Genomic DNA, 19,090 nt, shown 5'->3' with positions numbered 1-19,090 from the left:
AGTAATAAAAAGAAGATGAGTAACAACAACGAATTTGATAGTATTTCTTTTGATCTCCCAAAAAATCAAAGCAATGTCATAAAGGTCATCGGTGTAGGCGGCGGTGGTAGCAATGCCATAAACCACATGTTCCAGGCAGGTATCAACGGAGTGGATTTTGTTATTTGCAATACGGATTCACAGGCCTTGGATAATAGTCCTGTGCCAAACAAAATTCAGTTGGGCGTTTCATTGACGGAAGGTTTGGGAGCTGGTGCCAATCCTGAAGTTGGTGAGCAGGCCGCCATGGAAAGTATGGAAGACATAAAAAATATGTTGGACACTACCACCAAAATGATTTTTATTACCGCTGGTATGGGCGGGGGAACAGGTACTGGTGCTGCTCCTGTCATTGCTAAATTTGCTAAGGAGCTAGATGTACTTACCGTTGGAATCGTTACCATGCCTTTTCAATTTGAAGGCAGGATGAGATGTGAGCAATCACAGCGTGGTATTGAAAAGCTCAGGAAAAATGTTGATTCATTAATCGTCATCAATAACAATAAACTAAGAGAGGTTTATGGAAACCTTGGTTTTAAGGCAGGATTTTCAAAAGCCGATGAAGTATTGGCAACGGCCGCTCGCGGTATTGCCGAGGTAATTACTCATCACTACACTCAGAATATAGATTTACGTGATGCTAAAACGGTGCTTTCTAATAGTGGTACGGCAATTATGGGTTCTGCGATAGCTTCAGGCTCCGCAAGGGCCAATGAGGCCATCATGAAGGCTTTGGATTCACCTTTGTTGAACGATAATAAGATTACCGGTGCTAAAAATGTATTATTATTGATTGTTTCCGGTTCTCAGGAAATCACGATTGATGAGATAGGGGAAATTAATGACCACATTCAGATAGAGGCAGGTTATGGTGCCAATATTATTATGGGCGTCGGTGAAGATGAAGGCTTGGGAGAAGCTATCGCCGTAACGGTCATTGCTACGGGATTTAATGTAGAGCAACAAGACGATATCGTAAATACGGAAACAAAAAAAATTATTCACACCTTGGAGGATGAACAAAAGGCCGAAAAGGAGTTGATGAACCGCAGGACGGTTCATACCTTGGAAATTGATGAGGACGAAGAACCTGCTGCATATGAACTGTTGGACGAGGGGGATTTTGATTTGATACCCACAACGAACTACATAAGAAATTTCAATGTATTTTATGAGGAAGTAGTTGCTGAGGGTATTAGCGAAGATGATTTTGTCATCATAGAATCTTCTGATGCCTTACGAAATATTGAAGTAGTGGAGCCTGAGATTTTAAAGGCAAAAGAAGACCAAACGGAGCTAAGTTTTGACATGCCCTTGGCTTCAAATCCAATCGAGGAAGAGGAAGAAAAAGAAAACGTGATAACCTTTAATCTGGATGATGATGTAAGGGATATCAAGGTCAAGGATAGTATTGAGGTAATTCCGGTGTTGGAGTATGATAAAAATGGTGAAAAAAGATACAGTCTCGATGATTATATGCAATTGGAAAACAAACTGACCGGTGCTAAATCCAAGGCAGAAGAGTTCGAACCAAAAATCATAGAGGACGAATTGGTTTTCGAGAAAAAGACGGTCGTAGATAACCGCCCAGAGGAAGCTATAAAAACAATTGATCCAATGGAATCCCCGATTGAGGAATTATTGAGGGAAAGAGCGGACGAACGGAGGAGAAAACTAAAAGATTTCAACTATAAATTTCAGAATAGCTTAAGTAATATCGATGAAATAGAAAAGGAGCCCGCCTACAAAAGACAAGGAGTAGATTTAAACGATAATCCAAGGGAAAATAAGATATCCAGAACAAGTTTAAGTGATGATAGTAATGATGAAATTCAATTACGGTCCAACAACTCTTTTCTACATGATAATGTAGATTAACAATCTTGAAAACTTACAAGTTTAAACCCGAAAACAAGTATTGTTTTCGGGTTTATTTTTTATCTTCGTGCGGCTAAAATAGATTCATATGGGACTACAACAAAAGGTAATGGAGCAGATGAAAACGGCTATGAAAGCCAAGGATACTGTAGCTCTTGAATCGTTAAGAGCTATTAAGTCGGCCTTATTGTTGGCTCAGACTAGTGGTGAAGGAGCGCTGTCGGAAGAAGATGAGACCAAACTTGTTCAAAAGCTGGTAAAACAGCGTAAAGATAGTGCCGCTATTTTCAAAGAGCAGGGTAGGGAAGATTTGGCAGCCCCTGAATTGGCTCAAGTGGCGGTAATAGAACAGTTTTTGCCAGAGCAATTGTCCGAGGAAGAAATAGAGAAAGTAGTAATACAGACTATTGATGCAACAGGCGCTTCCGGGATGAAAGATATGGGAAAAGTAATGGGAATGGTCTCTAAGGAATTAGCGGGCCAGGCAGATGGAAAGACCATTTCTACGATTGTAAAAGCGAAATTGAATTCATAAATAAACGGCCGCGTGGCGCTCCCGAAGTCTCGGGAGAATAGCGTATCAGACCTGCCTATCGGCAGGCAGGTTTCGGCGGGAGTAGTGGTAAGATTTGTTTTAATAATAAATATAATGGCCGCGTGGCGCAACTGAATAGCGCATCAGATTTCGGCTCTGAGGGTTGGGGGTTTGAATCCCTCCGCGGTCACTAAAGGGGATTTTCTGCAAATCGAGTGGAAAGTCCCCTTTTCTATTTCCTTCAAATTCCCTGAAAATGAGCAGATTGCATTAAAAATTTCATTGACCCGAAAAGTTTGAACTAGCTTGTTTTTGAAGTCATACCTAATCCCGTCAGGGAACACCATATATTGTATGGCTCTCTTAGTTTCCAGATTACCTAACTCCCATAAAGACGGTAGGTTACAAGCATAATCAAGTGCAATTTTTACGGATTTTTTGAGGTTTGAACTATTTATTCCCCCATTTTCCAATTTTACCTTCAATTCCCTTTGTTTTGCTTTTAGTTCAGGCATAAAAAGGTCGTACTGCGATCTTGTAATTTCGTTCAGTAAAACGAATCTTCTTTCCAATGTATCGATTCTTTCTTCGAGCTGGCCGAGTTCTTTGGTCAATCGCTTTTGATCGTCAAGTGCCTCTTGATTTTTATTTATGAGGGTGTCGTGAATTATCTCGGTCAATGGTTCGATATACTTTCTATCCGCTATTTTAAACCTCCCTAACACATTTAAAAATTCGTCATGCAGCTTTTTGGCACTTCTGTTCTCCTTGCTTCCTTTACGCCTGTTTTTGTAATAATACAGGCCCTTTTTCTTTACGATAAATCCAGTGTAAGGTGTTCCGCAAACCGAGGATCTGACAAACATTTTTAATGGCAGGTTTTCATCATCGAACGAATATTTCTTGGGTGTGTCGCCTGCGTGAAGTAGATTATGTATTTTCAGGAAAACCTTTTTCGAAACAAGGGCCTCGTGCTTTCCTTGAATTACCTCTCCCGGAATCAGACTGTTGACAATAAGTCCACAATAGAAGGGGTTTCTAAAAATGTCGGTCAGTTTTTTTGCGTTTATATTCAAGCCCTTTTCCTTCAGACGTTGCGCAATCTCGACATGGGACATATTAGAGTCCGCCTTCCATATAAAAGCATGCTTTAGCAATCTTCCTTGTTCAGAAACTACAAAATTCGGAATCTTCCCTTTACCGGGATTGGTATTGGTGTATCCAAAGGGATAAGCTCCCGTCCAGTATCCCTTTCGTAACTTTTCCTGCATGCCCGTAATGGATTTGTCCCTGCGGATTTGGTTGTCGAAGTGGGAAAACATATGAAAAAGATTTTCCTGGAACGTACCTGCGCTTGTGGTAACATCGATTTCCTGGGTGGCCGAAACGACCGCTATTCCCTGTTTCTTTAGTTGCCCGCTGATATATGCACCGTTGGCACCCGTTCTTGAAAACCTATCGTAGGAATAGACAATGATGTAACCGATGTTCTTTCGTCGCTTGACATAGCTTAGCATCTTTTGGAATTCCCTACGTTCATCGCTCTTTGCCGATTCATAAGTTCCCCCAAAGTATTCTATGACATCCAGCTCTTTTCTTATCGCATACTCTTGGCAATATTTTAGTTGGGTAGTAAGACTGGCATTGTTGTCAAATTGCTCTTTGCTGGAAACACGCGTGTAAATAACGGCCGTATTACTTTTACCTATGATTCTTCCCTTTTCCTTCTTTGCAAATTGCTCGAATACCTCTAAGTTCATATACTCTCTTTTTGGACATGGTCACAAACTATATTGGCGATTGCTTGAAGTTGTTCTACGGTCTTTTCCGCATCTTCTTCCGAGTAATCTTCAAAATCTTCATAAGTTCTGAGCCATGTACTGTTGAATATTTTGTTTTTCTGCTTTAGCTCAAGTATTGAGTTTAACATTTCCTATAAATATCGACAGCTCCTGTGTTTGAAGGTCACTCTCGTATTTGTGAAAGCAGGCTTTAATTTACCTTTTTTTAATTGATTAAAATCTCAAGAAATCAATATTTTATCCATACTTATGAGGTATTGGTTAACAACTTGTGGCATTGTCGGCGGGACGGATTTTTTTCTTGAAAATCCTGTTCACACAAACAATTTTACCATTGCTTTGCTTGATTTCCAGATTCTGAAAATCATGTTGTTTCAACATATCGATAATACGCTCTCCTGTATGTAGTCGCTCCAAACCCTCGATTGTATCGACCTCCCCATTTTTGATTATCAACTTAATGGATAGGAACCTTTTGTTCCGTATCATCTCCAGCACCTGAACTTCAGATGGAGTTAATTCCGAAGATTGTAACTTCTTGTTCTCTTTCATAATATCTTCTATAGGTTCAGTCCTTTCTTTTTCTTCTTTCTTTTGCGCTTTTTCTTAATACCTTCATCCATTAGTTCAAGTTTAAACGGATTCCATTCCGTTTCACCTACTAGAGGTTGGACTACTCCATTTCCCTCAGTTTTTCCCAGATGACCTTCTGATTGCCCAGAAGAATTTTCAGTGCCTTGCGCAGTTCTATTATTTCTTTGTTCATGCCTGATTGTCGTTCCATTGTTTCTTTCGCCAGTAAGATGAGTTCCTCGTTCTTTTTCATTAGCCGATAGTATAACCGGACGGTCTCTTGTTTGCTCATAAGCGATATGTTTTACGATGCTGTTCCATGAAAATTTTTTACCGAGCGTACTGCCTTTATATACAACTCCTTGGTATTTGAAGGATATGCCCGAGACTCTTCCCGCGGTTTTGCTCACGTTGAATCTTGGCGATATATTTTGCTGTTGTAGTAATGTGATGAATTGCGCGGTATCCGTTGCCCTTGAAATTACTGAACCGATTTTGTCCTGAAGAACAAGTTTTATCGGAACATTGCCCGTTCTTAGGGTCTTCTCTATTTCTTTTTGGGTAAGTGATTTTTTGGAATTTGCGTTACCCACGATTTGGGTCAGTCCGTATTTCTTTTCCAGATCATCGAGTATTTTACGGCTTCTTCTTTTGATATTACTGTCACTTGTTAATCTCCCCGAATACCTTACCCGATTTGCTATAATATGGATATGCTCATGTTCCGTATCGGTATGACGGTACATGATAAACTGATTGTTGTCAAAACCCATCTTCATCAGATAATCGCATCCGACCGATACGAACGTCTTATCATCCAAATAATCCGAATGCGGCAGGTTCAGGGAGACATGAAGTACCGCTTTCCAGAGGTTTGGGCGTAGCTCCCTTATCAAGTTGAATTCCTGCGTCATTTCAACGGAAGTGGAATGTTCGATATTGGAGTCGATGACATACCCGACCCCTTCACGTACCTTTTTTTCATTGTAGGCCAGTACTCCATAAAAATCCTTTCCTATGACTATCTTACCTATCATTTTTCGTGATATATGATTTAAGGTATTGCAATAGCGTTTTTACTTCCTTCAATTGTCTATGGATACTGAACGGGTCGCAAATGCCTGAGTTTACCACCTTGGCAATTTGGTTCAGATTGTTTCCCACTCGACTCAGTTCAACAAAAAGTTTCCGGTCCGATGGACTTACCTTTTTCTTTGGTAGCGACTTTTTCGTAATCTTTCTTCGGATTAATTCGGTAATGGACAACCCGATAGTTTCCGCATTATTGGAAACTTTGGAATAATCATAAACGGTCATTCTTACATTGACCTGTATTGTCTTTCGTGCCGTAAATTCTTTTTTCGGTCTTCCCATTTCAATTGATTTAGCTTGTATTTCCGGTAATCTGCAAACGAAGTGCGTAGGGTTTTTGTTAGCAAAAACACAACTTGCTACGTGACCTCCGATTAACTTTGACCAAACCTAAAACATATCGCAAGTCAATAAGGGCTTTGCCGTACATGGAGTGTTGTACGGTAAATACTATGAAGAGAGTACTATCTCGAAGTAGGTGCTTTCTAGGGAGTGGATTGATTTGTGCCGTCGAAAATAAATTTCGAAGTATTCCACGAAGTGAAATACGGCTCAAAGCCAAGTTCTTCTTTGAAGTCTTAATTAATTTTTGCCAGTCGCACTTCAAAAATGACTGGAACGACCGTCGGTCAAAATATCATGGTAAAGTTTAGCCTTTGAATTCTCTGAAATGGCTTCTGATTCATCTATGGCCTTATAGGTCAGTTGTATTTCACGATTGGCCAGTTCAAGTGCCAGGTTACCATCAAATTCTGATTCAATGAATTTCTGCTGCCAGTTGGCATGGACAATATGAGCGTTTATGGCAAAACAGATTCGATAATCCAACATACTCAAATATGCTCTCAATTTTGGAAAGCTATCCACCAAGGTGAAGCAAAAATGGAGGTCGGGATGGCAATTTCCGTGGCCTATTTGCCTTTCCCATTGGTCGATAAGCGCTGGATAGGAGTCACGAAATTCGATAACCTCGTCGGTCAACAAAAGGGTTTCGTTCACTTTTTGTTTTAAAGTTAAGCGGATTTGATTTTAATGTAAACAACAAATCAAAGGTAGTTATCAACAGCTTCTTTCTTCCCCTAACCATAAAGGCCCAAAGCTTTGCTTTGGGTTTTCTTTGAAACATTTTTTATCTAAAGTTGTTGAGAGGCATAAAAGATAATTGAGCTTCAAAAGGGTAGCATCAAAAAATAGAGGCTATCCGAGAAAAATAGATTTTTCCAAATATTCAATTCATCCAATATTCAACACATTATGGCCATAGTCAATGATATAATGCTTTATAGCTATAATCGTTGCTATATAGCACTATTCATTTCGTCATATGGACATAGCATCGTATGACTAAATAGGGTTTTTAAATAAAGAATTGGCCAACAATGGCTTGCCATGGGCAAGCTCTTATGTACCGACCGATGAGGTTGAATCTATATAACTTAATGTTTCTAACCGCATAGCTCGTTGGGGTACATGTCCCCCAACGAGTACATAGAAAAGACTGAAAATAGCCCGGATTCTCTAGTTATGACCGGTGCCTAAATACGGGAGAAGGTCAACTTTATGGTAGTGAAGTTCTTTTCCCGAAATGTAGGGGAATGCTGAGTGGATTATAAATATGTATTAACCTATTTTAGAGTAATTAATATTGAAACATTTATAAAATATGAACACCTTAACTATCAAAGCAGAAAAAATCCATAATGGATTATCAAACAGAAATTTCATCTTCAAAGAATTAAAATGGTATAAAAATCCAACCTATATACACCATTCCATTCTTGTGTTAACTGCAATTCCAATGTTTATCTATTTAAACAGTAACAAAATCCCGTATGTATTTTTGATATGGGGAGTAAATATGATTATAGTGCAGTTTATACTATTTGATTATATCAATAAGTTGATATGCAAGAAGCTAAAACTGAAAATGATTAAGAAAGGGTCATTTAGAAAATTTCCAACACTCAAGTATAGACAAAAAACAAATAAATTATATTATAAAAGAATGATTTCAAAAGGACATCTTTTCGGGAATAACAAAGATATAAGGCTATTGGAAATTATTGAAGAAGAAACAAAGAGTAATCTATTCACTAAAAGGACCACGTATGGACTACAGAATATTATCAAAAGATTATTTCCAGTTATAACACTCTTGTTTGGAATCTACACAACATTAATTTTAAGCAATTCTAGGGATTTTATCACTGATTCTAAATTAATTCTTGCCTACAGTATCTTACTAATCATAATAATTTTCATTGCTCTATATACAGATTATATCGTTTTAGAATCCTTAAATGTAAAATATAGAAAACAAAAACAGTTCTTGAACAGAATAACAAGTTTAAAAAATAATTTGAAGCTGAAGTACAAATAGATTTGGGAAACTCGTTTAAAGTGGTCGCGTCTATCCCACCACACTGCTCAACTTGAACATTGGCAAATACATTGAAATCAATATCACTCCAACAAAAATACCGATAACGACTATGATAAGGGGTTCCATAAGGGTGGACAACAGTTTTGACTTTTGCTGTACCTCGATTGCATATTGCTGATTCAACCGTTCAAAGATGTATTCCGTTTGATTGGTTTCCTCGGCTACTTTGACCAAGGAAACCATTTTGTTGTCAAAGATTTTGCTGTCCGCCATACTAGCATTTAGGCTCCGCCCGGCCAATACTCCTTTTTCCACATCGACCAAAGCGATATTCAAGGGGTAGAAATCGATCATCTCTTTCACCATTTGGATGCTATGCAACATGGGTACTTTTGAAGAAGTCAAAAGCGCAACAGCCTGTGTGAACTGGGCTAAATATACCGAACTGATAAAACTGCCTATATACGGTATTTTCAAGAGCATTTTATCAATTCCTTGCTTGTACCATTCCTTTTTGGAAAAGGTCTTGCGCAACACCAGCAGTGTTCCTATGAACAACAAAACCAACCAACCATAATCCCTGATAAAATTCGAAATGCTAATAATCATTTTGGTAATCGGGGGGAGGTCTACACCATTCTGTCTAAAAATATCATCGAACATAGGCACCACCATTCTTAGCATAAAAACCACTACTAAAACTGCCGTACACATAATGATAATAGGATACGTTAAAGCGTTTAAAAGTCCCCTTCTTTGTTCATTCTTCCTTTCATAAAATTTACCCAGTTCTTCAACTATATTGCTCAGGGTACCGGTTTCCTCCCCTATTTTTACCGAGTAATATTCATATTCCGTAAACTCCGCTTTTCCATGAAGCACCTCAAAAAAGCTTTTCCCGGCAACTAGCCCATCGACCATTTCCCCAAAGAAAATTTTCAGCTTTTCCTTTTTTTGGTTTTCTTGGATAAGGGACAAGGCCTCCTTCAAATTGATCCCGGCTTTCAGCAAAACACCTAATTCCGAATAAAAATCTTCCTTTCTTCTGTTCCCAAAGGTTTTCCCGAACAAAATGATTTCCTTTTTGAGAAGGTTCGACAAATTGCCCCCAGTTGGGTTGGATGATTTTCTCTCTATGGTCTGTTCTAACTTAAAGCCCATTCTATTTGTTCCGATTCATATAAGTAGCCGTAGAATTATCCTTGTAGACAAATATTCTTTGGTTTCCGGTTTCCTTGCTCGTTACTAATTCGATGGCATCCAACTCTCCATGTTCAATGGGCTCGTTATCAAAATAAAATTGAAGGGATTCAACTTTGATATTGAAAGTATCCTTTTCTTTGATCAAAAGATTCCCTGTAAACGCATATTGTTTCGAGCCTAATTCATTGCTAACGTTCAGCTGTTTATTTTTTGCGTCGTAAAAAATATAACTATGGGTACTAAAATCCATCCAAAGCGATTGCCGCAAATTGTTCGCTTCCGACTTTACCTCATAGATATTTTCAATACTGCCCATTTGACGTTGTACCAAATTCAATACAGAAAAAGATATCCCTACAACGATGGCGGTCAGCAATAGGACCACTATCATCTCGCTCAAGGTAAAAGCCCTGACTTTTTTTGTTTTAATTGACATTACCGATGTAATTGATTACCTGTTTCTTTGTTTTGGCATTTTCAGCTTCAAGAGCTACAAAAGCCACTCCGTTATATTCTTCTTTGAAAATGCTTATTTCCCAAGATTCAAAATCCTCGTGATAGGGCAACTTTAATATGCCGTTCTTATATTGGTATTCCAGCGAATTCAATCGCTCCTCTACGGCTTCAATATTCTGCTTAACGTTTTGGCGCAATAAGTTGTTCAATAACATACTGGATGTCATAAATATGATAACGATCAATACCGTGGCCACTAATGTTTCCATAAGTGTTGAAGCCTTTATTTTTTTTAGTAGAGCCATTTCATCACCTTTTTGGTCCTATCGCTCTTATCCATAAGTAATCCACAATATGAAGCATGCAAATTCTGACTGTTTACCAGACCGTCATATAAATGGTTTTGATAAATGCTACCATTTTCCAAAGCCATAAATGCTCCGGTACATACCGCTCCGTTTACCCTACCTTTCAGTTCTAAATTTTGTGCACAATAGACCTCGCCGGTAACTTTTGCATTTTCTTCTATTTTGATCTGTGGCGCGAATAATTGTTGCTCTACATCGTCTAAAAAAGCAACGACTCCCCCTACTTCGGCATAAGAATCCATGTATATGGATGGTTTATAAGTTGATGATGTCGAGTGGGGATTCACAGTGCTTGAAGGAATATTAAAAGCGGTTTTCTTTTGAACGACCAAAGCACTTGGATAATACAGCTCACACTTTTTCCCGACTGTAATTTGGGTATTTGCCAAGGCCTGGAATGTGCCTTTTACCCAATTTTTAATTTCAATCTTCGGGGCTATCAATAGGACATCTTGAAGTTTTGCACTCGCTTCAACAACAATTTTGTGGGAAGCCGATATGATAATGTTGCCGCTTAAGGCAATATCCTTTAAGCGTACCTCGTGGCCCTGCATTATCATTGTTGGGGATTGAAATGAATTTTTAAGTTCCTTCTCCGGAAAAGTAGTTACCAACTTTCCTTCTGGAACATAATTCATAGAGGTCAACGTCTTTATCTGTTGTTTGATCTCATCATCTATTGTAGGTAATACGGAATCACTTTGGAATGTCCTGCCATAAACGAGTTGCGATCTGTTATAAGAATTCCCGTAAATATTACCTGCTTTGAGTCCTTTTTCCGGAAGGTAGGCAGCTCCGGTTATTTTGGCGTTGCCCGCTATGACCATTGGTCTTTTTTGGTCCTTTACATAAAGTGCAGGTATTTCATCGGAATAAGCCCCGCCAACGAGAGCTGTCTTTACAGTACCAATATTTCCATGTACCGCGGTAACCGTTCTTTTTTCAAAAATACCCCATAGTTCCCGTCCTACTTTTATCTCGATTCCCAATTTATTTTCCGATGGAATGGGAATGGATTCTTCCAAAGGAATTTTTTTGTCCAATGAAACATCCATTCCAAAACTAGCGGATTTTACGACCGCTATGACCAAATCCGTTTTTTTTGCAAAATAAGATTGGGTATAGGACAACAAAACAAAGGCCATTAACAGGATAGCGACGACCGCACCAATGAACAGCACGAATTGAAGTGCCCCTGCCTTTATTTTCTTGACGATAGTCATTCGGACAATGGTATTGTTCTTAAACGATCGGCCGAACGCACCCTGATTTTACCTTTTGAACCGCTTATTAGCTTCACCTCGTTTATAGTCTGGTTCAGTGCCATCATATGCTGTTGCCCATCTATGGTCACAAAAAAGATTTTTTGCCTAGAAGATTTATCCGTGATGAATCCAGTATATGCGATGGCCTTTTCAGGAACTTTTGGTTTTGTGTCTTTAATGGCGAGCGTTTTCTTTGGGTTTTTGGGAGCGTTTACCGTACCCAAAAAAGGATCTCGATAATTGGCAACGATGCTAAAGGTATCGCGTACTTTTACTTTCTCAGGTATAAATATGTCCTTTGAAATCGCTATATCAACTTTGGAAACGGAAGGGTTTACCGTATTCAGGATTTTATATGCGATAACTCCCCAAACACCAAGGACCAGTGCCAATAACAAATATGTCTTTTGGTTTTTGTTCAAGGGTATCGATTTTAATTCCTTAGCGTATCTACGACGAACCTATTGGCAAAAAAGCTGGTCTCATAGGCACTGTTTATGGCCTTGATGCGCCATTCATAATCATTGTTGGTCAATATTTTTGTAATTCTAGGGCTTGTAAAGGTGCTATCCACCACAACAATGCTGTCCATCACAATCTGTGAGGCATTCTCAAAATTGGGAGTGGCAACCTGGACATGATAGCTTTTGGCCTCGTATACTTCCGTCCAGGAGAAGCTTACATCGGTCTGTACTACGATGCTGTTCTCCGCCGGAGCCACAAGCTGAACCGTTTCGTTGGATATGTCCGGCACCTCCAGTATATCCTCACAAGATAGGCCCATTCCCAATAGTAGTATAATGGTCATAGGCTTGAAAAATGTCTTCATAATTTGGAGTAATCTTTGGTTTCATCTAGTTTATATGCCTTACGCTGTGTGCCCCGCGGGCAACTTTCTCCGTTCGAGGTCAATGTCTCGATTCGTTTTTGCCCATAGACCGTTTCCCCCCAGCAGAATCCGGAGACCTCAAAATCAAAAATTTCTTCGGATGATAGGTCTATGTACGATTTTGATGTTCCTCTTATAGCTTGAACAATAATTTGTCCGTTAGCATCGTCCATTAGGAAAAGTGTTTCGGCAGTGGTCAATTCCTTTCGGGTGGCTTCGTTGACCATAATGGCAATTTTGGAAACAAGCACATAATCCGTGTCCGTTGCCAAATAGGAAATGACAGCAGTATTGCTATCATGGTTCAAGGCTTCCCTAATACCGATTTTATCGGCAATTTCAAGGCAGACATACTTAAGGGTTCCGATCAAAGAATCGGGTTGGGTAGCTATAGGACTTTCCCCATAAGCTGACCTTATTTCGGTATATTTTTTAAATTTTGATCTGTCAAAGGAAACCGCTATTGCGGAGAGTGCTATAGGGCTCTTCAGCTCCGGGCTTCCGACTTTATGAAATTGGGAATGCAACAATGATTTGGAATGCTTTCCGATGTCGCCCAAAAAGGGCATGTGTTTTTCCGTGTTGCCCTTTTGTTTCAGGGGCGCACAGCCAATGATCAGCATAGCCGATAGCAGTAAATAGCCAAAAGTTCGCATACGTAGGTTTTCTTACAGAACATAACGAAAAAAAGCCGTAAGTGTTGTACGAAAAAGGCGTGTAAGTGGAATTCTTATCGTTTCAAGGAAAAGTGGCCCGTAAAAACCTTCCCATCATCATAAATATATTTGAACCAATAATCCGAAGCTGGCAATTGCGTACCGTTCAACGTACCGTCCCATCCAAGTCCCGTAGCCGATTCCTGAGTCAATAACTTTCCGTAACGGTCATAGATAAATAGTCTGGATCCGGGATAATTTTTGGCCCCTATAATGTTCCAATATTCATTGTACCCATCCCCATTGGGCGTAAAAAAGTTCTGGTACCCCAAGGCAATGACCTCCCGGCTTATCGTACGGCATAAATACTTGTCCCTTACGAAGACCGTGTACACTCCGGGAAATACTTCCAAACGATCGCTGTCCTGAAAGTTCTCGCCATCTACGGAATATTCAAATTCTCCCGTGCCGATAACACTGACCCGTATTTCCACATTATCCGATGGCACCCCTATTTCCGCAGTAAAATCTTCGGGCGCACCCGAGGAGACCACCTCAAAGGCAACGGTCTTTTCACAGGCAACCCCGTTCGTGGTCTGGGTAACGGTCAAGCTGTAATCCCCGATGGCAACAATGTCAATAATCCTATCCGTACTTATTTCAATATTGCTCCCATTTCTCCAAGACCAAGTCTCAAAATCGCCTCCATCGACTATCAATTCGGGACTATCGGGACAGATGACATACGTTTCCTCTATATCTGGCTGTGGTAACGGGATTATATTGATGTTGAAATTGGTAATCTCATAACAGGATTCCAGTTGGGAATGATTGGTCCGTACAAAAATAGTCTCGGTCAACATATCATTCACGTATCCGGTTTTTGGAAGTGTATTCATATTGCTGATGGCATCGGCCTCACTTATAAAATAACTGATTTCGTATTCATTGGAATCTTGTCCGTTCAATACCTCTTGATCCTTTACGGAAAAATCAAAATTCGCTTTTCCGGTTTCAGCTACATCGCAGCGATTCATATCCGAGGGTTTATGGGCGACCGGACCGTTCAACACCTCAATGTTGAATTCACTTACTATAGAACAAGCAACGTTTTGCGCATTATGAACACGATAATATACAGTCTGCGGATTGCTGGTATTGGTATAGGAACCAGTGATCGGATTCATATTTTGTTCTGCATCCGTTTCATTTTCATAAAAAAGAACGGAATAAGTAGAATTACTTTGCGAACCTAGAATTTCAGCTTCCTTTTCGGTTAGGTCAAAATCAAAGATGCCATCGGTATTGTCCTCACATACATACCAAGCGTCAACATTTTGTACTACCGGTGTATCGAACACCCTTAGCTCTAATGAAGTAGTATCATAACAGCTAGGGTCTGCCGTGTTTTCCACTCTTACGAAAACCGTCTCGGAATAGGGCGTGCTATTGGTGTAATCCGTATTCAAGGCACCGGTCCCATTTTCCGCATCCATCTGAGTAGCATGATAGCTCACGGATAGGCCGGCCGGGTTCTGGGCCGCAATGACTTCCGCATTTTTGTCCGATAAGTCAAATAATAGTAGGCCATCGTTATCCGTATCACAACTGACAAAATCCGTTGGTCGGTTGGCCATTACGCCGTCCAATACCTCCAAGGTAAAACTGCCCGTTTCAAAACACTCGTTGTACGTACTATTGTATAAACGGAAAAAGATTTCCTGAACAGGTGTAGTGTTGGTATAAACAGGGCCTATTTCATGCGAATCCACCATGGCATCCGCTTCCGTTTCATAAAAGGAAATACTAAATGTGGTACTGTCCTGCCCATTTAAAATCTCCGTATTCTTATCGGATAGAACAAATTCAAATTCCCCATCGGTATCCGTATCACAAACGGTCCAATCCATTACGGGATAGAGAGTCGGGGCGGGTTTTACCCGTAGTTCAAAACTAGTGGTGTCAAAGCAACCGTGATTTCCCTTATTTTGAATCCGGACAAAAATAATCTCGCTCTCCAATGTGTTCGGGTAAGGATTGGGTAAGCTGTTTACATTGTTCTCGGCATCGAGCTGACTTGGATGATAACTTATATCAAAATCGTTTGCGTTTTGTGTTCCCAAAACCTCGGGATTCTTTGTAGAAAGATCAAAGTCGTATGTAGGTTGTACGCTACACACCTCAAAGGTTGAGACCGTATTAGCCGTCGGCGTTTCATAAATAGTGATTTCCCGAGTCTCAGTTTTGGTTTCCGTTGCAGTTGTAACCGTAACCGACACGATATAATTCCCAGTAGCTCCATAGGTATGCGTGGGGTTCTCCATAGTGGAAGTGTTACCGTCACCAAAATCCCAATTGCTACTAATTATGGGCTCGGTCGCATTAAGATCAAATTGAGTAATCTCACCGAAACATAAATTTTGAGCGGTAAAGGATACCAGAAAAAAGGATTGGATGAACTGAGGGAGTCCCACAGAGGCACGTCTTCCATTGAGTTGAACACTTTCTCCTAAAAAATTACATGCCAAACCTTTTTCCTCTGGATTTTCTATGGAACTTAGGTATAGGTTATTAAAGTTAGAGGCATATATCTTTCCATCTATTCCCAATTGGAGAGCGCCTAGAGCCACGCCTATTTGGCCCATATTGTCATGTATCAGAACACTGGAGCCTCTAATATCAGTACTTTCGGTATCATATTGATATAGTCTACTAAAACGCGGTAAACCAAGTCTGCTATCTACCAAATACAGGAACCTGCCGCTAGGCGAAAACTCTATACCGTAGTATTGCTTGGAAACATCCTCGTCCAATTTCCGTACATTACCTATTTCCCCTGTTGCATTGTTAAAATCAAAGAGTTCCACGATGCCCATGGTAGGTATGCAACCTGCCAATTTACTACCGTCAGGGGAAGCCTTAAGATACCCAGCAAAATTCCAGGACCCATTAGGTAAAGTTTCCCTATGGGGTTCTCCCACATTAGATTCTATGGCTACTGGATTTATACCTGTGGGAGTAACCAAATAGGCCAAATAAGCATCGCTATCCCATCTGTGGGCAAGAACCCATATATCTCTTCCGTTAGCATGTTGCACCGCAGTTAACTTTTCTGATACAAAAGATTCTAATTGTATATTCTTTTGAGTGGTAATATCCCCTAAGCCCCCATCCAAGCTCAAATCGATTAACGAATACGTAAGACCCGGTAAGTTGGTATCACTCATAACCGCAAAAACATAGTATAAGTTGGGAGACTCGGGCATCGGAACAACTATTGCGGACTGGGTGCTGGTTATATTTCCTCCTAGACCTGTGCCATTGGCCATTACAGCGTGGTTTCTGTTCCACACCGTACTGCCGTCGGTGTAAAAGAGAAGATTACCATTAGAATCTGAAACTGTAGCACAACCCTCATCCGTATACATTGCACTATCTGTTAATGCAATGGGTGTTCCCGAATTAAAATCGAGTCCTGCGTTTTTACCAAAATACCAGATTGCGGCTTCCTTTTGTGCAAAAAGGGCATGGGAACTTACGATTATAAGAAAGGCGGTAATTATTTTTTTCAAGATTTGGTCGTGTTGGTATACGGAACAAAAATAAACAACTATTAAGACATAGTAGGTATTTTACTACATAACGTAAAAACTATGGACGAAGTGTATTTTTCCTAACGTTTTTATACATAAAATACGTGGTAAAATATGCTACTAAATAAATTGGATTTCGCAATGGTCCTGTATACTCTTATTCGGTACGGTCACTGTTCACGCTTATCTACCCTTCCGTAGTGAACAGTAGCCCTTAGTTTGGGAATGTCATTTCGAGCGAATGCGAGAAATCTATGGATTTTGTCGAGATTTCTCAGTCATGTTTTCCTTCGAAATGACCGGAAAGTAACAATGATTCTTTTTGGAGCATGCACGCAGAATGCCGCTGTTCATACTGTCTGCCTTCGGTAGTGAACAGTAGCTCTTAGTTTGGGGATGTCATTTCGAGCAAATGCGAGAAATCTCAATATGCTAACCTTGTTTTTAAATAGCTAACGTGTTTCTATCATTTATGTTCAAAGTAGAGTTGTGCACTTTCCTTTTCCTTCGGCTCCACTCAGGATGACGGAAAACCTTTTGTTGGGATTTCTCGATCGCTACGCTCATTTCGAAATGACAAAACGTGGCAACTGGGTCATTTCGAGCGAATGCGAGAAATCTATGGATTTTGTTGAGATTTCTCAGTCATGCTTTCCTTCGAAATGACTTGAAAGTAATAATGGGTCTTTTTTGTGTATGCGCAAAGAATACCCCGCTTCGCAGTAGCTGCGCTGCTACGGTAAAACCGTAACCTCCGGCAATATTAATTCTTTCTCTAAATAATTCGATGCCGATGAATATACCCCCGCTGGCGAGAGCGTCGCGCTCGTGCCCCGCTTTGTTATGCAATAATCACGGTTCCATCATACCCGAATGCATGCCCTCATTATCAATTTTCAAAATAGTATCGTCATCGGCATAATTTCTGGCACTGCTGTATTTCCAATCTACTGGGTCGGTAACGAAGCCTTGTTCAACAGGGTTGTTATGTATATACCCTATCTTTTGTTTGATGACTTTTCCGATGCACAATTCTATAGGTTTGTTATGCTGTTGCCAGAACTGCCTTTTCACAACATTGCTTTTCTTCTTCCCTGCCCTTTCCATCATCCATAAAAGCCATTCTTTTCTACTTTCTTGAGGATTTTCCTCTATCGCCCTTATCGACTTTCTAGCCGTGAAACCTTTAAAATCCCGTAACAGACCCGAAGGGTCTTCATGGTCTGACCTGAATACTAGATGAACATGGTTCGGCATGAAGCAATAGGCAAATATCTCCATTCCTTTTTCAGTTCTACAATACGTTACCGCTTCCTCTAAGATTGAAAAATATACTTGTCCTGTAAAAACATCTAGCCAATAGACCGTAGCGAAACTTACAAAATAAGCCGCCGAGGGGTTTTGAAACTTGTATTTTCTGCTCATCGACTAAAAATACAAAAACCGCGACATCTCCTTCGTGGCTTTTTACCTGTTTATATTTCTAATCGTTATTGCTTACTCTGGACGGCACGAGCAGAAAGATGCTCGCGCTAGCGGGGGGGGGACTATAGCTTGAACAGGGGTAGCACCAAAATCATAAATATTATGGCATATTGTAATAAATGCTCCTGCTCCCTGGTCGGCCATATATGCCCGAACTGTAAAACGGATTACAATACCTACATGCCCGGCACACCTAATTTAAAACATCCGAGCGAGGTCGAGGCCCTTATCATCCACCGTATAGAGAACAATCTCTTTGAAAGACCTGTTGGGCTCTAGGGCATAAAAAAACCACCTTGCGGGCGGTTTCTATAAATCCTCTCTGAAAATAATTCATTATTCTAGTGTGCTATCTACATAGATTTCTTTTTCAAAGTAATACTTTTTAACCTTCTTGCTTTTGAAAACAGAATCGATGGGTAAATCTTTATTGTAATATTCCAGAATGTAGCCCTTAATGGTATTACTGCCAGTCGAATCAAACTTTTTTCCAAAGACTACGGTTTTATCAAAATCATTGCCTTTCATCCATTTTTGATTAATCGTATCATGTCTTAGATTAACAAAAATTTCCATATTTACATCGTACTCATTTGACAAATCCTCTTTAAGTGAATATTCGTCATCATTCTCCATGTAGACAACCATTCCAGAGTTTTTAAAAAAAGGTTTTTCCAAGAAAGCAAAACTTTTTGCATATTCACCTTGGTATATGGTATCGGATGATGTTTCTATTTTAAAACCAACCTGTTTATTTGTAATAGCTTTTGATTTATCCTCACCCTTGCAACTAGAGAATTGAATAATCACTAAAGCAATTAAAAAAAACAGGATGGCATCATTAAACTTTTTTTTATTGTTGAACATAAATTA

20 protein-coding genes and 1 tRNA gene are annotated in these 19,090 nt (G+C 39.9%); 5 read left to right on the top strand and 16 right to left on the bottom strand.

From position 1 onward, the window contains the following. Nucleotides 1–15 precede the first annotated feature (15 nt). From ftsZ to ACKWBX_RS17580, 3 genes are all read left to right on the top strand, one after another. The gene (ftsZ, locus tag ACKWBX_RS17590) at nt 16–1,917 is read left to right on the top strand and encodes a cell division protein FtsZ (RefSeq protein ID WP_413970031.1); all 1,902 of its coding nucleotides are present in this window, start codon (nt 16–18) and stop codon (nt 1,915–1,917) included. Between the two features lie 88 nt (nt 1,918–2,005). Further along, nucleotides 2,006–2,452: a GatB/YqeY domain-containing protein gene (locus tag ACKWBX_RS17585; protein WP_413970030.1), complete on the top strand. Its 447-nt coding sequence runs from the start codon at nt 2,006–2,008 to the stop codon at nt 2,450–2,452. Nucleotides 2,453–2,568: 116 nt separating this feature from the next. Beyond that, a tRNA-Arg gene (locus tag ACKWBX_RS17580) sits at nt 2,569–2,642 on the top strand. Here the strand turns inward: ACKWBX_RS17580 and ACKWBX_RS17575 are convergent. From ACKWBX_RS17575 to ACKWBX_RS17550, 6 genes are all read right to left on the bottom strand, one after another. Then, complete coding sequence (locus tag ACKWBX_RS17575; protein ID WP_413970186.1) at nt 2,596–4,212, bottom strand: recombinase family protein; 1,617 nt, start codon at nt 4,210–4,212, stop codon at nt 2,596–2,598. The genes ACKWBX_RS17580 and ACKWBX_RS17575 overlap by 47 nt on opposite strands. After that, nucleotides 4,209–4,382 carry a hypothetical protein gene (locus ACKWBX_RS17570; protein WP_413970029.1) on the bottom strand — a complete coding sequence of 58 codons (174 nt, stop codon included), beginning with the start codon at nt 4,380–4,382 and terminating at the stop codon, nt 4,209–4,211. Before ACKWBX_RS17570 ends, ACKWBX_RS17575 begins: the two co-directional genes overlap by 4 nt. A gap of 133 nt (nt 4,383–4,515) precedes the next feature. Next, nucleotides 4,516–4,806 (bottom strand): hypothetical protein, encoded by a 291-nt coding sequence (locus ACKWBX_RS17565; RefSeq protein ID WP_413970028.1) that lies wholly within the window; start codon nt 4,804–4,806, stop codon nt 4,516–4,518. Nucleotides 4,807–4,814: 8 nt separating this feature from the next. Then, nucleotides 4,815–5,864, bottom strand: coding sequence for a relaxase/mobilization nuclease domain-containing protein (locus tag ACKWBX_RS17560; RefSeq protein WP_413970027.1), 1,050 nt, complete (start codon nt 5,862–5,864; stop codon nt 4,815–4,817). Next, entirely contained in the window at nt 5,854–6,201 is a 348-nt protein-coding gene (locus ACKWBX_RS17555; RefSeq protein WP_413970026.1) for a plasmid mobilization protein, read from the bottom strand. The genes ACKWBX_RS17560 and ACKWBX_RS17555 overlap by 11 nt, the downstream gene beginning before the upstream one ends. A 321-nt stretch (nt 6,202–6,522) precedes the next feature. Continuing rightward, nucleotides 6,523–6,918, bottom strand: a complete 396-nt coding sequence (locus ACKWBX_RS17550; RefSeq protein WP_413970025.1) for a hypothetical protein — start codon at nt 6,916–6,918, stop codon at nt 6,523–6,525. A 664-nt stretch (nt 6,919–7,582) separates the two neighbouring features. Here ACKWBX_RS17550 and ACKWBX_RS17545 point away from each other — a divergent pair. Further along, nucleotides 7,583–8,299 carry a hypothetical protein gene (locus tag ACKWBX_RS17545; protein ID WP_413970024.1) on the top strand — a complete coding sequence of 239 codons (717 nt, stop codon included), beginning with the start codon at nt 7,583–7,585 and terminating at the stop codon, nt 8,297–8,299. A gap of 30 nt (nt 8,300–8,329) precedes the next feature. On the opposite strand, the gene ACKWBX_RS17540 is transcribed toward ACKWBX_RS17545, so the two are convergent. The 9 genes from ACKWBX_RS17540 to ACKWBX_RS17500 all read right to left on the bottom strand — a co-directional run bounded on the left by ACKWBX_RS17540 (nt 8,330) and on the right by ACKWBX_RS17500 (nt 18,157). Next, the gene (locus tag ACKWBX_RS17540) at nt 8,330–9,463 is read right to left on the bottom strand and encodes a type II secretion system F family protein (protein WP_413970023.1); all 1,134 of its coding nucleotides are present in this window, start codon (nt 9,461–9,463) and stop codon (nt 8,330–8,332) included. A gap of 1 nt (nt 9,464) precedes the next feature. Continuing rightward, nucleotides 9,465–9,941, bottom strand: coding sequence for a PulJ/GspJ family protein (locus tag ACKWBX_RS17535; protein ID WP_413970022.1), 477 nt, complete (start codon nt 9,939–9,941; stop codon nt 9,465–9,467). Further along, the gene (locus ACKWBX_RS17530) at nt 9,931–10,266 is read right to left on the bottom strand and encodes a hypothetical protein (protein WP_413970021.1); all 336 of its coding nucleotides are present in this window, start codon (nt 10,264–10,266) and stop codon (nt 9,931–9,933) included. The genes ACKWBX_RS17535 and ACKWBX_RS17530 overlap by 11 nt, the downstream gene beginning before the upstream one ends. After that, nucleotides 10,254–11,552: a hypothetical protein gene (locus ACKWBX_RS17525; protein WP_413970020.1), complete on the bottom strand. Its 1,299-nt coding sequence runs from the start codon at nt 11,550–11,552 to the stop codon at nt 10,254–10,256. Before ACKWBX_RS17525 ends, ACKWBX_RS17530 begins: the two co-directional genes overlap by 13 nt. Next, entirely contained in the window at nt 11,549–12,016 is a 468-nt protein-coding gene (locus ACKWBX_RS17520) for a hypothetical protein (protein WP_413970019.1), read from the bottom strand. The genes ACKWBX_RS17525 and ACKWBX_RS17520 overlap by 4 nt, the downstream gene beginning before the upstream one ends. Nucleotides 12,017–12,027: 11 nt before the next feature. After that, the gene (locus ACKWBX_RS17515; RefSeq protein WP_413970018.1) at nt 12,028–12,423 is read right to left on the bottom strand and encodes a hypothetical protein; all 396 of its coding nucleotides are present in this window, start codon (nt 12,421–12,423) and stop codon (nt 12,028–12,030) included. Next, nucleotides 12,420–13,139, bottom strand: coding sequence for a hypothetical protein (locus ACKWBX_RS17510; RefSeq protein WP_413970017.1), 720 nt, complete (start codon nt 13,137–13,139; stop codon nt 12,420–12,422). Before ACKWBX_RS17510 ends, ACKWBX_RS17515 begins: the two co-directional genes overlap by 4 nt. A 74-nt stretch (nt 13,140–13,213) precedes the next feature. Next, the gene (locus ACKWBX_RS17505) at nt 13,214–16,711 is read right to left on the bottom strand and encodes a T9SS type B sorting domain-containing protein (RefSeq protein WP_413970016.1); all 3,498 of its coding nucleotides are present in this window, start codon (nt 16,709–16,711) and stop codon (nt 13,214–13,216) included. Nucleotides 16,712–17,584: 873 nt separating this feature from the next. Next, nucleotides 17,585–18,157, bottom strand: coding sequence for an REP-associated tyrosine transposase (locus tag ACKWBX_RS17500; RefSeq protein WP_413970015.1), 573 nt, complete (start codon nt 18,155–18,157; stop codon nt 17,585–17,587). A 162-nt stretch (nt 18,158–18,319) separates the two neighbouring features. Between ACKWBX_RS17500 and ACKWBX_RS17495 the strand changes: the two genes are divergently transcribed. Continuing rightward, nucleotides 18,320–18,496 carry a hypothetical protein gene (locus tag ACKWBX_RS17495; protein WP_413970014.1) on the top strand — a complete coding sequence of 59 codons (177 nt, stop codon included), beginning with the start codon at nt 18,320–18,322 and terminating at the stop codon, nt 18,494–18,496. A 57-nt stretch (nt 18,497–18,553) separates the two neighbouring features. Here the strand turns inward: ACKWBX_RS17495 and ACKWBX_RS17490 are convergent, their stop codons facing one another. Further along, nucleotides 18,554–19,084: a hypothetical protein gene (locus ACKWBX_RS17490; RefSeq protein ID WP_413970013.1), complete on the bottom strand. Its 531-nt coding sequence runs from the start codon at nt 19,082–19,084 to the stop codon at nt 18,554–18,556. Between the last annotated feature and the right edge of the window lie 6 nt (nt 19,085–19,090).

Origin of the sequence: Maribacter algae (genome assembly GCF_047345745.1) — a bacterium.
Taxonomy (GTDB): Bacteria; Bacteroidota; Bacteroidia; order Flavobacteriales; family Flavobacteriaceae; genus Maribacter.
Note: the sequence above shows the minus strand (reverse complement) of the source record. Positions and strands in the feature narration are given on the sequence as shown.

What these genes read in the sequence shown, in the direction of transcription:
- ACKWBX_RS17500 (WP_413970015.1), bottom strand. Translation starts at nt 18,157, where the DNA reads ATGAGCAGAAAATACAAGTTTCAAAACCCCTCGGCGGCTTATTTTGTA.
- ACKWBX_RS17565 (WP_413970028.1), bottom strand. Translation starts at nt 4,806, where the DNA reads ATGAAAGAGAACAAGAAGTTACAATCTTCGGAATTAACTCCATCTGAA.
- ACKWBX_RS17570 (WP_413970029.1), bottom strand. Translation starts at nt 4,382, where the DNA reads ATGTTAAACTCAATACTTGAGCTAAAGCAGAAAAACAAAATATTCAAC.
- ACKWBX_RS17575 (WP_413970186.1), bottom strand. Translation starts at nt 4,212, where the DNA reads ATGAACTTAGAGGTATTCGAGCAATTTGCAAAGAAGGAAAAGGGAAGA.
- ACKWBX_RS17560 (WP_413970027.1), bottom strand. Translation starts at nt 5,864, where the DNA reads ATGATAGGTAAGATAGTCATAGGAAAGGATTTTTATGGAGTACTGGCC.
- ACKWBX_RS17545 (WP_413970024.1), top strand. Translation starts at nt 7,583, where the DNA reads ATGAACACCTTAACTATCAAAGCAGAAAAAATCCATAATGGATTATCA.
- ACKWBX_RS17490 (WP_413970013.1), bottom strand. Translation starts at nt 19,084, where the DNA reads ATGTTCAACAATAAAAAAAAGTTTAATGATGCCATCCTGTTTTTTTTA.
- ACKWBX_RS17585 (WP_413970030.1), top strand. Translation starts at nt 2,006, where the DNA reads ATGGGACTACAACAAAAGGTAATGGAGCAGATGAAAACGGCTATGAAA.
- ACKWBX_RS17555 (WP_413970026.1), bottom strand. Translation starts at nt 6,201, where the DNA reads ATGGGAAGACCGAAAAAAGAATTTACGGCACGAAAGACAATACAGGTC.
- ftsZ (WP_413970031.1), top strand. Translation starts at nt 16, where the DNA reads ATGAGTAACAACAACGAATTTGATAGTATTTCTTTTGATCTCCCAAAA.
- ACKWBX_RS17510 (WP_413970017.1), bottom strand. Translation starts at nt 13,139, where the DNA reads ATGCGAACTTTTGGCTATTTACTGCTATCGGCTATGCTGATCATTGGC.
- ACKWBX_RS17495 (WP_413970014.1), top strand. Translation starts at nt 18,320, where the DNA reads ATGGCATATTGTAATAAATGCTCCTGCTCCCTGGTCGGCCATATATGC.
- ACKWBX_RS17525 (WP_413970020.1), bottom strand. Translation starts at nt 11,552, where the DNA reads ATGACTATCGTCAAGAAAATAAAGGCAGGGGCACTTCAATTCGTGCTG.
- ACKWBX_RS17540 (WP_413970023.1), bottom strand. Translation starts at nt 9,463, where the DNA reads ATGGGCTTTAAGTTAGAACAGACCATAGAGAGAAAATCATCCAACCCA.
- ACKWBX_RS17530 (WP_413970021.1), bottom strand. Translation starts at nt 10,266, where the DNA reads ATGGCTCTACTAAAAAAAATAAAGGCTTCAACACTTATGGAAACATTA.
- ACKWBX_RS17535 (WP_413970022.1), bottom strand. Translation starts at nt 9,941, where the DNA reads ATGTCAATTAAAACAAAAAAAGTCAGGGCTTTTACCTTGAGCGAGATG.
- ACKWBX_RS17515 (WP_413970018.1), bottom strand. Translation starts at nt 12,423, where the DNA reads ATGAAGACATTTTTCAAGCCTATGACCATTATACTACTATTGGGAATG.